General features: G+C 61.3%; 16 protein-coding genes. 11 read left to right on the top strand and 5 right to left on the bottom strand.

Annotation, left to right across the window (positions count from 1 at the left end; genetic code table 11):
• Positions 1 to 6: 6 nt before the first annotated feature.
• Entirely contained in the window at positions 7 to 525 is a 519-nt protein-coding gene (locus ACK3SC_RS12415) for a peptidylprolyl isomerase (RefSeq protein WP_416840505.1), read from the bottom strand.
• 214 nt (positions 526 to 739) lie between these two features.
• Here ACK3SC_RS12415 and ACK3SC_RS12420 point away from each other — a divergent pair, with 214 nt between their 5' ends.
• The 6 genes from ACK3SC_RS12420 to ACK3SC_RS12445 all read left to right on the top strand — a co-directional run bounded on the left by ACK3SC_RS12420 (position 740) and on the right by ACK3SC_RS12445 (position 4,540).
• On the top strand, positions 740 to 958 hold the full coding sequence (locus tag ACK3SC_RS12420; protein ID WP_416840506.1) for a DUF2892 domain-containing protein: 219 nt from the start codon (positions 740 to 742) through the stop codon (positions 956 to 958).
• A 105-nt stretch (positions 959 to 1,063) separates the two neighbouring features.
• On the top strand, positions 1,064 to 2,089 hold the full coding sequence (locus tag ACK3SC_RS12425) for a succinylglutamate desuccinylase/aspartoacylase family protein (RefSeq protein ID WP_416840507.1): 1,026 nt from the start codon (positions 1,064 to 1,066) through the stop codon (positions 2,087 to 2,089).
• Positions 2,090 to 2,269: 180 nt separating this feature from the next.
• A complete protein-coding gene (locus ACK3SC_RS12430; RefSeq protein ID WP_416840508.1) occupies positions 2,270 to 3,232 on the top strand; it encodes a hypothetical protein in 963 nt (320 codons plus the stop codon).
• Positions 3,233 to 3,350: 118 nt separating this feature from the next.
• Entirely contained in the window at positions 3,351 to 3,707 is a 357-nt protein-coding gene (locus tag ACK3SC_RS12435) for a hypothetical protein (protein ID WP_416840509.1), read from the top strand.
• Between the two features lie 41 nt (positions 3,708 to 3,748).
• A complete protein-coding gene (locus ACK3SC_RS12440) occupies positions 3,749 to 4,051 on the top strand; it encodes a CopG family ribbon-helix-helix protein (RefSeq protein WP_416840510.1) in 303 nt (100 codons plus the stop codon).
• Entirely contained in the window at positions 4,052 to 4,540 is a 489-nt protein-coding gene (locus tag ACK3SC_RS12445) for a hypothetical protein (RefSeq protein ID WP_416840511.1), read from the top strand. It begins immediately after the preceding gene.
• A 24-nt stretch (positions 4,541 to 4,564) separates the two neighbouring features.
• Here the strand turns inward: ACK3SC_RS12445 and ACK3SC_RS12450 are convergent, their stop codons facing one another.
• Positions 4,565 to 5,632, bottom strand: coding sequence for an anthranilate phosphoribosyltransferase (locus tag ACK3SC_RS12450; RefSeq protein ID WP_416840512.1), 1,068 nt, complete (start codon positions 5,630 to 5,632; stop codon positions 4,565 to 4,567).
• 108 nt (positions 5,633 to 5,740) lie between these two features.
• Here ACK3SC_RS12450 and ACK3SC_RS12455 point away from each other — a divergent pair, with 108 nt between their 5' ends.
• The 3 genes from ACK3SC_RS12455 to ACK3SC_RS12465 all read left to right on the top strand — a co-directional run bounded on the left by ACK3SC_RS12455 (position 5,741) and on the right by ACK3SC_RS12465 (position 8,364).
• Positions 5,741 to 6,784 (top strand): Lrp/AsnC family transcriptional regulator, encoded by a 1,044-nt coding sequence (locus ACK3SC_RS12455; RefSeq protein WP_416840513.1) that lies wholly within the window; start codon positions 5,741 to 5,743, stop codon positions 6,782 to 6,784.
• 246 nt (positions 6,785 to 7,030) lie between these two features.
• Positions 7,031 to 7,552, top strand: coding sequence for a hypothetical protein (locus ACK3SC_RS12460; protein WP_416840514.1), 522 nt, complete (start codon positions 7,031 to 7,033; stop codon positions 7,550 to 7,552).
• Between the two features lie 92 nt (positions 7,553 to 7,644).
• Positions 7,645 to 8,364 (top strand): hypothetical protein, encoded by a 720-nt coding sequence (locus ACK3SC_RS12465; protein WP_416840515.1) that lies wholly within the window; start codon positions 7,645 to 7,647, stop codon positions 8,362 to 8,364.
• A gap of 51 nt (positions 8,365 to 8,415) precedes the next feature.
• Here the strand turns inward: ACK3SC_RS12465 and ACK3SC_RS12470 are convergent, their stop codons facing one another.
• The gene (locus ACK3SC_RS12470; protein ID WP_416840516.1) at positions 8,416 to 9,339 is read right to left on the bottom strand and encodes a 2-dehydropantoate 2-reductase; all 924 of its coding nucleotides are present in this window, start codon (positions 9,337 to 9,339) and stop codon (positions 8,416 to 8,418) included.
• 128 nt (positions 9,340 to 9,467) lie between these two features.
• Here ACK3SC_RS12470 and ACK3SC_RS12475 point away from each other — a divergent pair, with 128 nt between their 5' ends.
• Positions 9,468 to 10,370 (top strand): type II CAAX prenyl endopeptidase Rce1 family protein, encoded by a 903-nt coding sequence (locus ACK3SC_RS12475; protein ID WP_416840517.1) that lies wholly within the window; start codon positions 9,468 to 9,470, stop codon positions 10,368 to 10,370.
• Positions 10,371 to 10,400: 30 nt separating this feature from the next.
• Here ACK3SC_RS12475 and ACK3SC_RS12480 read toward each other — a convergent pair whose 3' ends face one another.
• Positions 10,401 to 11,264: a CehA/McbA family metallohydrolase gene (locus ACK3SC_RS12480; RefSeq protein WP_416840518.1), complete on the bottom strand. Its 864-nt coding sequence runs from the start codon at positions 11,262 to 11,264 to the stop codon at positions 10,401 to 10,403.
• A gap of 225 nt (positions 11,265 to 11,489) precedes the next feature.
• Between ACK3SC_RS12480 and ACK3SC_RS12485 the strand changes: the two genes are divergently transcribed.
• Complete coding sequence (locus ACK3SC_RS12485; protein WP_416840519.1) at positions 11,490 to 13,235, top strand: Rieske (2Fe-2S) protein; 1,746 nt, start codon at positions 11,490 to 11,492, stop codon at positions 13,233 to 13,235.
• A gap of 21 nt (positions 13,236 to 13,256) precedes the next feature.
• Here the strand turns inward: ACK3SC_RS12485 and ACK3SC_RS12490 are convergent, their stop codons facing one another.
• Positions 13,257 to 14,291, bottom strand: a complete 1,035-nt coding sequence (locus ACK3SC_RS12490) for an NAD(P)/FAD-dependent oxidoreductase (protein ID WP_416840520.1) — start codon at positions 14,289 to 14,291, stop codon at positions 13,257 to 13,259.
• Positions 14,292 to 14,331: the final 40 nt, after the last annotated feature.

Below are 14,331 nucleotides of genomic sequence, written 5' to 3' on the forward strand. Positions count from 1 at the left end.
CTTCGATTACTGCTCGATGTCGACGGATTCGAGGACCACGTCCGACACCGGTTTGTCCTGACGGTCGGTCGGGACAGAACCGATGTCTTCGACGACATCCATACCGTCGACGACTTTTCCGAAGACAGCGTGCTTGCCGTCGAGGTGGGGTTGCGCACCGAGGGTGATGAAGAACTGCGACCCGTTCGTGTTTGGCCCGCGGTTCGCCATCGACAGGACGCCGGCACCGTCGTGGCCGAGGTCCGAGTGGAACTCGTCGTCGAAGGTGTAGCCCGGGCCGCCACGGCCGGTCCCGGTCGGGTCACCGCACTGAATCATGAAGTTGTCAATGATGCGGTGGAAGAGGATATCCTCGTAGAGGGGTTCGCCTTCCATCGTCTCGTCGGTCTCGGGGTGGACCCACGTCTTCTCGCCTGTGGCGAGTCCGACGAAGTTCTCGACGGTGTTCGGAACCTTGTCCGCGAACAGTTCGACGGTGATGTCGCCCTTGTTCGTGTGGAGCGTGGCAGTTGGGTTGTCGCTCATACTTCGTTGGTCGGGCGGGCGAGTGAAAACCGTGCCGCCTTCGGTACATCCTTCGAAGGCTGTCAGGTGGGAGTGAAACGATGTTGCGACTTGCCTTCGGAACTGGCTGTGATTCTTCGAGACAACACTGGACTCGTGATTGACCCATTATCGATTGATGATACCGGCCACTGGGATTATTGTCTTGCAATCCAAAGCCACAACTGAGATTCATATGGAACACAACGTTGGCAGTCTCGACCGGACAGTTCGTCTCGCACTCGGAGCACTCCTCGTCGTCGTCGGCATCGGTGCAGTAGCAGGTGTGGTCCCGCTCGCCCCGATTCTGGCGGCCGTCGCCGTCCTCTTCGGTGTCGTCTTCCTCGTGACGGGATACCGGCAGTCGTGTCTGCTCTACCTTCCGTTCGGCATCAACACGTCTGACCGACAGTAGTCGGCCACCGAACCCTTCTCTCCGAACATCGTCGGCAGTGCGGTCTATTTTCTGCTGTAGTGAGGCCCCCCTACCTACAAGACACCCGACCGCGATGCGTCGAATATGCACACTGCGGAAACCGTGACGCTCGCCCGCCTTCCCTCCGGCGTCCCGGTGCAGACGACGGTTCACGTTTACGAACCTGCCGACGGCACTGATGGGCCGACACTCTACGTGCAGGCCGCCCAACACGGCCGCGAGATAAACGGAACCGAGGTCCTTCGTCGCCTTCACGGCCGACTCGATCGCGCCGACCTGACGGGGCGCGTCGTGGCCGTTCCCGTGGCAGACCCGTTGACGTTCGACCGCGTGTCGTACGTCACGCCGGAGGCCATCGACTCGGTCAACTCCAACATGAACCGTGTCTGGCCGGGTGACCCGGAGGGCACCCTTCATGAACGGATGGCCGCCACGCTCTGGGAGTTCGCCAGCGACGCGGACGCGATCGTGGACCTCCACACCGGCAGTCCGGACATGCTCACACACACGGTCTACCGCCAGAACGACGACGCCTCACGCGACCTCGCAGAAGCATTTGGCGTGGACTTGCTCCTCGCAGAGGCCGCCGGCGAAGACGCCGAAGAAGAGTGGACCAAACGCAACTTCGACGGCAAACTCCGCGTCGCGGCCACCGAGGCGGGCATCCCGTCTATCACGCCCGAACTCGCGCACAACAAGCAACTCGTCGAAGCGGCTATCGTCGCCGGCGTCGAGGGCCTCCTCAACGTCTGCCGAAGTCTCGGTATCCTCTCCGGTGCGGTCGAGTCGTGGGACGGCCAGACCTACCGGAACCACCTCGGTCGCGTCTCCGCGGACACGTCCGGTCTGTTCGTCGTCCGCGAAGACGTCGAACTCGGCCGCGAAGTCCGCCCCGGCGACCACCTCGGCTGGGTGTACGACCCGACGAGATACACCGTCTTGCAGGAAGTCGAAGCCGAACGCGCTGGCGTCGTCTACTCCATCGCCCGCGAAGCGACGGTCACGGCCGGGAAGACGCTCGTCGGTGTGGCACTTCCGCTGGACCGCGACGAAAACGAGTTGGCGACAGACGACGTGTTCGGTGAGATGGACGACGAACTCGATATCTAGGGTCTCATACCCTTGTCCTGGTGAATTTGTGTTCTGTGAGAATAATCTATTTTGCCCTACACGTCGTCGAATCAACACGTACCCCGGCGCCGTGGACTGCTAGGTCACCGTGTCGAGTAACCCACCAGTGGAGCATGATGCTCGGACTGTGGGGCACCGATGGGTCCGTAGGAAAGACAAATGTCATCGAAACAGAACGGAGGCGGACGAATTGATTATAAACGACGCGCGTTGCTGAAGGCACTTCCAATCGCTGGACTCACACTGGTCGGGAGTGGTTCTGCTGTCGCTACACCGGCCTATCCATCGGTCATCTCACTTCCCACTGGATTCCAGCCGGAGGGAATCGTCACCGGCCTCGGCAACGAATTTTTCGTGGGGTCGCTCGCCGGCGGGGCCATCTACCGGGGTAACCTGCGGACTGGGGAAGGGGAGATACTCGTCCCACCCGCGGACCGTATCGCAGTCGGTCTCGCACACGACCCTCGAAGTACCTACCTCTTCGTCGCCGGCGGACCGACTGGAAGGGCGTTCGTGTACGACGCGAACTCGGGAGCGATGGTCGCCGACTACGGACTCCAGGAATCGCCAACGTTCGTGAACGACGTCGTTGTGACGAGATCAGCGGCGTATTTCACCGACTCGTTCCGACCCATGCTGTACCGGGTTCCACTCGGTGCGGCCGGAGAAGTCCCCGACCAGAGCGAAGTGGAGGAGATTCCGCTCGGCGGTGACTTCACGTCGATTCCCAACGAGTTCAACGCCAACGGAATCGACGCGCCACCGAACGGGGCGTATCTCATCGTGGTAAATTCGACCACCGGACTGCTCTACAACGTGGACCCTGCGTCGGGCGATGCGACCGAAATCGACCTCGGGGGAGAGACGGTGTCGGCAGGCGACGGTCTCTTGCTGGCGGGCAGGACCCTCTACGTCGTGCGAAACCAGCTCAACCTCATCGCGGTGGTGAAACTCGACCCGGACGCAACTGCAGGCGAAGTGGTCGACGAGATAACCGACCCAGCGTTCGACGTGCCGACGACGGTTGCAGGGTTTGGGAACTCCCTCTACGCGGTGAACGCTCGCTTCGGAAACCCTGACCCAGCGAACGCGGAGTACGACGTCGTTCGCGTCTCGAAGTAGCCAGCACCCCTTCAGGAATCGGGGGGGTCAGAATGATTTTCGTCGGCAGATGGAGACGCCATTCGAGTCGGCTCACCCTGACAAAAGACACTTATCTGACTCGTTTGCACTTCTATTCGTGAATCGTCGCGCTCTCGGAATTGCCGGGTTGATTCTCCTCGTCGTCGTAGCCGGTTCTGTCGTCGTGGCCGACCGACACGCGCAACGTGTGGCGCTATCTCACGAAGAGTCGTACCTCCAGTCCCACTTGGAAGAAGCGACCTGCCTCACGTCTTCCGGAACGTCGGAAACGACTGGACGAAACCGGGCGTCGGTCGTCGGTCGCTCCGTCGATGGATGGACCGTGCGGGTTTCGCATCAGTACTGGTACAGCACCGAACAGATATCGGCTGATGCGTTCTCTGAGGCGGTCTACGTCGTCGGTGTGGACGCTGTTCGCCGTGTTCGAGGTGAATCGTTGAACCTGCCGTGTTAGCGATACATCTTTGGCCCTGTACATCCAATGTATGTACAACGATGAGTACGAAGCGGGTCAACTTTCGACTCCCAGAGGAGTTAGTCGCGCACGTCGACATCGCCGCGGAGGTCACCCACAAGAACCGAACCGAGATACTCATCGAGGCGCTCCGGCAGTATCTCGAAGAGATAGAGTCTGAAGAGAGCTTTCGTGAGGCAGTCGTCGAACTCTACCTCGCAGGCCACATCGAATTCGACCAGCTCGCCGAGATTATCGGGCGACAGGATGCAGAGGCAGTTCGTGCCTCGAAGAACGTCCTCGACCGCGGCGAAGAACTCGCAGACAAACTCGCAGACTTCTGAATGCTCGTCGTAGATACGAGCGCGTTCGTCTCGCTCGCAGTCGGTGGTGTCTTCGAGACTGTTCTGGACGAGTTCGATATCGTCACTACACAGACTGTTCTCGACGAACTCGAACAGACTGCGGCGTACGACGACAATCACGGAACTGGTGCGTCGAAAGTTCTCGACGCAGAAGACCGAATCACGGTCATCGACACGACAGGAACCGAGTTCGTGACGAGTCGAATCGACGACGGTGAAGCGAGTTGCGTGGTGGCCGCCAGCGAAGTCGATGCCGCGTTTCTCGTCACCGACGACTACCGTGCACTTCCGGAGCTTCAGCAACTGGTCGATGCCGAGGTGGTACTTTCGCCAATCGTCCTTCGTGCGTTAGTCAAGCGTGATGCGCTCACTGCCGAAGAAGCGCAGTCTGCGTTCGAGACGATTGCAGAGGGGCGCGACTGGCTCGGTGCACCGATTTACCGCTACGCAAGACAGCTCTTCGAATGAGATCTGGGAGTCGCTAGCTGGCCCTCAGAAGTCCCGCAGGTCTTCGAGCACTGCTTCGGCCGCACCGGAGTCGATAGCCTCGCGTGCCATCTCCAGTCCTTCGTCGATGGAGTCGGCGTCTTCGCGGGCGTAGATGCGGAGTGCCGCGTTGAGGGCGACAGCGTCGGCGAAGCGGTCCGTGCGCTCTCCCGAAAGGACAGCTTCAGTGATTCGAGCGGAGTCGCCCGCAACGTCGTCTTCGTCGACGCCGAGGTCGTCGTACTCGAAGTCCATGCCGTAGTTGGCCGTCTCGATGTCGAAGTCGTCGAACTCGCCGTTGGTCCATTCTGCGACCTTCGTGTATCCCGGCCGGATGTCGTCGTAGCCTTCCATCCCCTGGAACATGACGATACGGCGGAGGTCGTGGTGCTCGCTTTCGTTGAACGTGTCCGTCATCTTCTTCGCGAACGCGAGGTGGTAGAACGACCCGAGGTGGACCGACGCGTTCGCCGGGTTGGCGATGGTCTCGATGGTGTTGACGAAGGTTCGAACGCCCATGTTGTCGCGGCGCTCCCAGAGCGCGTGGATTGCCGGGTTGAAGGTGGGCTGGTAGTAGAAGCCGAAGCCAGTCTCGTCGACCATGTCGGCCGATTCGCTGGGTTCGAGTTCCGTCCGAACCCCGAGTGCGTCGAGGACGTGCTTGTAGGCGTCCTGTTTCTGTGTCGGGACGCGGTCACCCGAGTGGACGACGACGGGCGTGCCTGCGGCGGCGGCGGTGACACCCGCAGCGACGCCGAGAATCGCCGTCTTGCCCTTGCCGTCGTAGTTCGCTCCGCAGTCGACGGGGTCGACGTTCGGCTCGGCATATTCGACGTGTTCGGCCATCACGTCGGCGTACGCGGCGAGTTCCTCGGCGTTGTTGTGTTTCCAGCGGTTGGCGAGCCAGAACGCACCGAGCGTCGTGTGGTCTGGCTCGTCTGCGAGGATGCGTCGCATCGCTTCCATCGCCTGCGCTCGCGTCATGTCTTCGGCGGACTTCGTTCCCGTGCCGACGACTTCTGTCATCAGACGTTTCAGCGGCCACTCCCCGAACTCACTGTCGGCTGCGGTCATGCCTGTGTCTTCGAGTGAGTGTGCAAAAAACGTCCTGTTCGCGTCCGATGGCCGAGACGGCCCGCCCGGTCCGAAAGCGATAGGCCCTCCGACTCCTAAGCCCGGATAATGACCGCGCTGTCGGACGACTGGCGGGCCGGCCTCGACGAGGTGGATGCCACGCTCATCGACGAGTATCAGAGTGGGTTCCCTGTCGAAGCGCGACCTTTCCGTGTCGTGGCCGAAGAACTCGATATCGACGAAGACGAGGCTCTCGAGCGTGTTCGCCGCCTCCGCGAGAAGGGCATCTTCCGGCGATTCGGTGCCGTTCTCAACCCACCCGTCATCGGCAGTTCGACGCTCGCGGCCGTCGCTGCACCCGACGACCGATTCGACGAGATTGCCGAGATAATCAACTCCTACAGGCAGGTGAACCACAACTACCGGCGCGCACACGAGTGGAACATGTGGTTCGTCGTCACTGCCGGGTCGAGGGAAACACGCGACCGAATCCTCTCGGAAATCGAAGACCGAACCGGGTGTGAGGTGCTCAACCTCCCGATGCTCACGGACTACTACATCGACCTGGAGTTCCCCGTGATGAACGACGACCGATTCGCTCGCGAGAGCCTCGACGAGACCGAAGTAAGCGCGACTCGAATCTCGGAGAACGCGACGGGTAACCTCTCGGACCTCGACGCACGCCTGCTGGTCGAAATTCAAGATGGTTTCCCGCTCTCGAAGACCCCGTACGCCGACGTTGCCGCCGCCATCGACGCCGACACCGACGACGTCATCGAGGCAATCGAGCGCCTCCTCGACGAGGGCTGTATCAAACGCATCGGTTGTATCGTCAACCACGTCGTCACCGGATTCCGGAACAACTGCATGGTCGTCTGGGACGTCCCGGACGACGAACTCGACGCCCGCGGCGAAGTCGTCGGCAGTCTTCCGTACGTGACGCTCTGTTATCACCGCCCCCGTCGCCCCGAACAGCACTGGCCGTACAACCTGTTCACGATGATTCACGGCCGCGACGCCGACGCCGTCGATGCGAAGATAGACGAACTCGCCGCCGAATATCTCCCGTTCGACCACGAGCGCCTCTACTCGACCGAGACGCTGAAACAGACCGGCGCGCAGTACGAAGAACTGGTCGGCTCGCAGGACTGATTCCTCGGCTAGTCAGGAACGCACTCTCGGCCGAGAACGTCCGTTTTTCGGGCTGACACAACCGTTACGTCACTGGAAGGTGTCTTTCTACCTGTATTTCTGTGGTGGTCTCTCGATTTTCTGAGGGGGAGGCCAACGAGTCCGACGAAGCGCGTTCGGCGACGACGAAGATTGCTCAACGACGACGAAAAGCGCCCGGCGAGTCTGGTGGGACTGAACACTGATTCAGTAGCAGGTAGCCTCAACATGAAACCACGCTCACGACGGAACACACTTCGGTTGGTCGGCTACGGGTTCACTGGCTGGTCTGTTGGCTGTTTGACGCCCAAGATTGTCAGTTCGGGCGACGAGTCTCCACAGACGACGTTGCCGAGTACGGCAGCAGCCGAGTCGAGCGCGTTGACCACCCCACTGTCGCCTCCCACGAAAGACGAAGGTCCAGTTGACACACAGCGATTCGAGTTCACTGGCTGTACAGCGACGGTACACCTGAGCTGTTCCGAGTTCTGGATACTGGTTCAGCCGTCCGCTATCGAGTACTTCCTCGTCATGCTCTACCGCAGCCAGACCACGAACAAACTGTACCGGTTCGTCGCTGGGCCACTCTCCGGCTGCGTCACTGACTCCTTCGGTGACTACGGATTTCAGCTTCTCGGAGCCACGATTCAGGTCCCGAACGAACACCCAATCAACGTCCCCCTTCCGAACCGCTGTTTCGACGCGGAGAATCCACGCAATCGGCTGTCGGTCGGTCCGAGCGAGGCGTAGTTGTTCTGTACCAAGGTTACTGAGCTCCCTCGCGTACCGCCACAGCGGCACGATAATGCTTGGTGCGAGCGTAACTGTCTGGTGGGTTTCTCATGAGTGACACAGCGTCATCGGTCGAAATAGACCGGTATCCGGTGGGGGTTCGCGGACCCCTCCAACCGTTCGCGGGAGTGGTCTGTCCGTACATCGGGTTCGAAAGCGGGCACACACTGTGGCTTCTGCTGTTCGAGTCGACGCCGACACCTGTCGGGTCGTACGCCGAAATCTGGGTCGAGACACCCGACGGTGAGTCGACGCTCTACGCGCCGAGTGGGGCGACAGATTTCGTCACGTCGTATCACGAGTTCGACCGAGTGAAAGAGTCTGCAATCTCGTGGGTGCACCACGAGGGCGATGGATACGACGTCACGATGGAGAGCGCCGACGGGACGACGATAGACCTCCGAATCGACTTCGAGGTCACGAGGCGGACGCGCGTGTTGAACCTGCTCGGTGCACTGCTACCGACTGCTATCTCCCGGACGACAATCGGGAGTTCGATACGGACATTTCTGTTCAACTTGCTCTTGCCAGTCGGTGGGTCGAAGGTTCGAGGAAAGACCGAAACCGGGGTTCAGTACTGGGTCGACACCGACCGAATTCTCGACGTGTCGGCAGTGCGAGCAACCCTCAACGGGGTCGAACTCGGTGGGCTGGCACCGTCGCGCTCGCGGACCACCCGTGGCGATATTAGCTGGTGGGAGAACCCCTACGCGCTGGTTGGCCGAGTCTACCTCGAATACCCGATTGCAGGGCAGCCGATTATCGGGTGATCGTGTCGGCGACGCTATCGTGTCGGTGACGTCGTCGTTTGACCGCCGTCGCTATCGGCTATTTCTGTCGGCCCAGGGTTGGAGTATCGCGGTCACCGCCCTGTTCATCGGCACGTCCACGCCGACGTCGTGTGCGTGTCGAACGACCGCGCCGTTGAGCGCGTCGAGTTCCATCGGTTTGTCGTGTGTCAGGTCGTAATGCAGCGACGAGTACATCCCCGGCTCGAGTTCCTGTGCGAACGCCGTCCATTCAGTGAGGGTGTCGTCGGGGAGTTCGACGCCTTCAGCGTGAGCAACGTCGACTACTTCCGACATGATATCGCAAAACATCTCGAACGAGGCGTCACTCTCGCGGATATCTCCGATCGGAAGGCGAGTCGTCGCTGACATGCCTGCTTGTGCACAGATGAACGCGAACTTCCGCCAGAGTTCGACGGAGATGTCGTCTGCGAGAACCGCGTCGATACCGTCGCACGCGGACATCGCATCGTGTAGCGCCTCAATTCGGGGCGTGTTCTCACCGTCGAGTTCGCCGTAGATGAACCGTGCGGGGCCACCGGTGTGTTCGACGACGCCGGGTTCTTTGATGGTCGAAAAGATGTACGCCACGCCACCGATTACGTGGTCACTCCCGATCTCGTCGGCAATCCACTGCTCGCTATCGACACCGTTCTGGAACGACACGACGGCGGTGTTCTCGTCGAGAAGGGGATGGAGGTCCGCTGCAGCACCTTCGACGTCGTGGGCTTTCGTACAGAGGAGTACGTAGTCACACACGCCGATGTCGCTCGGGTCGTCGGTCGCAGGCAGCTTCACACTGGTGTCGCCAGCGACGCTCTCGACGCGCAAGCCATCAGACTGGAGGGCGGCGAGATGAGACCCGCGTGCGATGAGGTGCACCTCGTGTCCCGCATCTGCGAGTCTCGCACCGAGATAGCCCCCGACGCCGCCAGCACCGAAAATCGCGAACTTCATGCGTCGGATACAGGGTGTCCGATAAAAGAGATTTGGAACGCGGAATCACACGACTGCTGTCGACTATTCTCTCGAACGGAGAATCAGACGCACAGAATATAGCGAGCTGACACGAATCTCTAGTGCCGATGCCTTCCTTCAAATCACGGTTGACGGCCCACCCTGTCGCGTCGTTTTTCGTTCTCGCGTATGCGATTACGTGGGCCATCAACGCACCCGTTCTCCTGTTCGACATGGAACCATCGTGGACTGCGTGGAGTCTCTTTACGCTCGGTGCACTGGGCCCGTTTATCGCCGCGGTCATCGTCCTTCGGGCGAGTGGTGAATCGATTCGCGAGTGGTACAGACCTCGCCTCCGCTGGCGTCTCTCGCTGCGATGGTACGCCGCCGTCATCGCCCTGCCGCTCGTGTTCCTCGCGCTCGGCACGGTGCTGTACAGCCTCCTCGGCTATCCGGTCGACCTCGGCGTTCTCGATTTAGGGACCATGTTCTACCTCACACTCCCCGTGTTCATTCTCTTCGAGGCAATCGTCGGCGGCGGAAAAGAGGAACTCGGATGGCGCGGGTTCGCCCTCCCGAAGTTACAGGCCCGATACGGCGCGGCCATCTCGGGTCTCATCATCGGTATCCTCTGGGCGCTCTGGCACCTGCCGATGTTCTTCACCACGGCCACACCGCACGGGACGTGGCCGCTCGGACAGCAAGTGCTCTGGGGCGCCAGTGTCGTCGGGTTCTCACTCGTGTTGACGTGGCTCTACAACGAGACGGGAAGCGTCTGGATTGCGATGCTCGGACATGGTGCGATAAACATCCTGAGCGGACTCGTCCCAATCGACCCCTCGGTCGTTGGGACCCCGTTCTACGACGAGGTTCGCATCGCCGCAATCGGGACGTTCGTCGTCGCGGTGTGGGTCGTCGCGCTCGTCCTCATCGTCACCCGTGGTGCGGACAGACTCTCGCGCAACCCTGCTTCGACGAGCGGATTCCCGGATGCGACGGGTTCCGTGGGCACCCCTCGTCGGGCGGACTAACTCGAGAGAACAGTGGTCGACTGGTGTCGCTTACAGTGGCGACAGTCGGGCCAGCAACTGCGCCCCGCGAACTGCGCTTTCTTTCGCAAGATACCCACTCTTGAGTGCGCCGACCTTTGCGAGATACGCCGATTTGACGGCTCCGTTCTTCGCCAACACGCCACTCGTCAGTGCGCCACGTTTGGCGTAGTACGCAGACTTCCGGCCCGCAGCGCCGACGTAGTGTTTGGTGCTCGTTGGAATCGGTGTCCGTCGACCCTGCACCTGTGTCGACCCACTGCGAATCGCGTCGAGGATGTCGTCGCTGGTCAGTGACGCACGCGACAGGTCTGGAATCTCGATTTCGGTGTACGCACGACCGACGTACCCGACTTTGTGGGCGTCGCTGCCGGCGACACCGGGGTACAGTCGGTTCGAGGCGAACCGGCGGGCGCGACGGTTCTTGTATCCGGTAAAGAGCCACGAGTTGTACGTCTCGATGGCGTCGAACGCGTTGCCTCCGGTCCGGTCGTGATATCTGGCGAGTTTTCGCTTGCCGATGCCGTGGCGACTTCGCTGGAACGGATGCGGAACGATGGCGACGCCGCCTCGGTCACGAACCCACTGGGCCGTCTCGTCCAGTGGACGGCGACGTGGTGGGAGTTCTTCGATACCCAGTGCGAGGAGGTGGCCATCGGCCGTCGAGACTTCCACTCCGGGGATTCCAACCAGTCCGTACATCGGGGCGAGTTGCGCCGCTCTGATGGACTCGTGGATGACGTCGTGGTCGGTGATGACGACGGCGTCGAGTCCGATTTCTGCGGCCTGCTCTAAGATGAGCTCGACTGGGTCGGCGGCGTCGTACGAGCCCTCAGAGTGGACGTGCGGGTCAATTCGGACGGTCAGCGAAGACACACGCTTTGATTATACGCCGGGAACGAAAAAGGCACGCCCGAACTGTGCTAGCGTTCGTCTCACCTACGAATTTTGTCTCACGTGGGACGGAGTTCCGTCTGATTCTCGAAGACGCGACGATTGTTCTCCAGGACGCACCGACCGTGAACCTCGAGGGTAGTTTAGTTATCCTACACAAATTCGTTTCAGCGAAGCTTTAGGAATCTCTCCAGCGTGGGGGACTGTATGGCTTCTAAAGGTCAGTTCGTCCCCACTGTCGAACTCGACGAACTTCGTGCGTCGGGTCGTGAACTCGTCTCTGCGGATGGTCACGCAATCGCCCTCTTCTTCCACGAAGACGAGGTTCGGGCAGTCGATAATGCTTGTCCACACATGGGGTTCCCACTCGTCGAAGGAAGTGTCGCCGAGGGTGTCCTCACCTGCCACTGGCATCACGCTCGCTTCGAACTCGCTTGCGGCGACACGTTCGACCCGTGGGCCGACGACGTGCTCACCTACCCGGTCGAAGTCCGCGATGGGACCGTCTACGTCAACCCGAATCCAGACCCTGACGAACCGCCGGCGGTCCACTGGTCGAACAGACTCGAAGACGGTCTCGAACAGAACCTCCGCCTCGTGGTCGCAAAGTCCGTCATCGGCCTCGTCGACAACGACGTCGATGTCACGACCCCACTGGAGACGGGTATCCGATTCGGGTGTCGCTACCGCAGACAGGGGTGGGGACCGGGACTCACCATCCTGACCGCGATGGCGAACGTCCTTCCAGACCTCGCTCCCATCGACCGAAAACGCGCGCTCTACCACGGCCTCGTGGAAGTCGCAAACGACGTGTCGAACGAACCACCGCAGTTCGAACAGGAGGCACTCGGTGCGACGAACACTGACTTCGACCGCATTCTCTCGTGGTTCCGCGAGAACATCGAGGTTCGGGACCCGTCGGGTGCAGAACGCGTCATTCGAACTGCTATCGACGCCGGATACGACGACGACGACCTGGCACGAATCCTCGCGACTGCGGCGACGGACCACCGATACATCCAGACGGGCCACGTGCTCGACTTCGTCAACAAAGCGTGCGAGGCACTCGACCACATCGGGTGGCGGAACGCCGACGTTGTGCTTCCGAGTCTGGTTCGCGGGCTCGCGACTGCAGACAGAGCGGAGGAGTCCGCCGAGTGGCGTCGCCCAATCGACCTCGCAGGGCTTCTCGACGACACGTTCGACGAACTCGAGCGATTCGTCGAGTTCGGCGCAGGAAAGACGTGGTCGCGCCCCGACGACATCCTCGATGCACTCCTCAGTGACGACCCACACGCCATCGTCGATACGCTGGTCGAAGCGATTCGAAACGGTGCAACACCCGAAGAACTCGCAGACGTCGTCTCGTACGCTGCCGGGATGCGAGTCGCACAGTTCGCGACGAGCAACGAGTTCAGCGACTGGAACACGGTCCATCACACCTTCACCTACGCCAACGCGGTCCACCAGCTGACCAGGCGAACCGACGCAGTGGAACTCTACCGCGGCGTCTTCGACGCTGCCATCAACGTCTACCTCGACCGGTTCTTGAACACGCCGCCAGCACCGCTGCCGGACGAAAATCCGGATGCCGACCCTGACGAGATGCTCGAAGTGCTCTCGGCCGCCTTCGACACAGAAGGGCGCGTCAACGACGCCGGGCGTGCCGCCGCCCACTTCCTCGATGCAGGTGGCGACCCGGCGACGCTCAGACGAGAACTCGGCGGGGCACTCCTCGCAGAGGATGCTGGATTCCACACGTATCAGGCTCTCGAAGCAGGATTCACGCAAGCCTCATCTCGCCCCCCGGCCGAAGCGCGGACGCTCTTGGTCGGCGTCGCGCGATATCTCGCCGCCCACTCTCCGACGCGGCGAGAGCGAGAACAGACGTTCACTATCGCGTCACGACTGCAGCGTGGTGAGTCGATTCACGAAACGCTCGAAACTGAGTAGCGCTCGCGGCTCGACAGGAGTTTACGAGTCGGCGATTCGCTCGCCCGCTTCGATACCGCTCCAGAGGGCGGCGTGCACGCGGCCCTCTCCTGCGGTCCAGTCGCCCGCGAAGTAGAGTCCTTCAGACTCACCTGACCGAATCACTTCTCGGTTGGCGACGCCGTCGGGGAGGGCGTATCGCCATCCCTGGTCGTCTACCCAGTCAGGGTCTCGAACGCTGTCGTCGTCGACGAGGTCGGCGACCATGTCTGCGACCTCGGCCGCTGCTTCGTCTATCGGGTCGTCGTAGTGTTCGGTCGACCACTCGGGACTCGGTTGGACGACGAGGAGGCTCTCTCCCTCTGGAACGTGGCCGTCTTTACACTCTTCGCGTGCGACCCAGCCAATCGGGTGGGCTTTGTCCGTGTTCACCAGCGCGTACCACGGCTCGTCTCGTTCGAACGGATAGTGGAGGACAATCGACCGAATCGTCCGATACCGAACGCTCCCGATTGCCTCTCGGAGGCCGACCATACACTGGTCGCCCCAGCCCATCTCGGTGAGGAGCGCGGCCGTCTGCGGCGCGGGCGGCGTCAACAGGACCACGTCGTACGGTCCATGACGTGTCCCCTCCTCGTCGACGACGGACCAGTAGTTCGTCTCGGGGTTGTGGTCGATCGCCGCGACGCGTGTCTCGCGTTCGACTGTCGCGTCCGTCTGCGCGAGCAATCGTTTCGCGAGTTGGGTGATTCCCTCCGTCCACGTCCACTTGTGTTGGTCGCGCGCGTCGCCGCTGGAGATGACACCAGCTGCGTCGAACGTCCACACTGGTTGTTCGATGTCGACCAACCCCTCTTCACCGAGACTTCGAATGAGGCGTTCAGTGCGGTGGTCGTAGTCTTTCACGTAGTTCGCACCGTGGTCGTACCGACAGCCGTTTTTGCGACGTGTCGCCGCGCGCCCGCATACCCCGCGACTCTTTTCGAGTATGGTCACGTTTGCGTTCGCGTCGCGGAGTGCGTACGCCGCCCCAACCCCTGCGGCACCAGCCCCAACGATACACACGTCGCGAGTCATCCAGACACCCTGCGTGTGGCTCCTGCCTGCATCGTATGTC

Origin of the sequence: Haloferax sp. DFSO52, from assembly GCF_048158745.1 — an archaeon.
Taxonomy (GTDB): Archaea; Halobacteriota; Halobacteria; order Halobacteriales; family Haloferacaceae; genus Haloferax.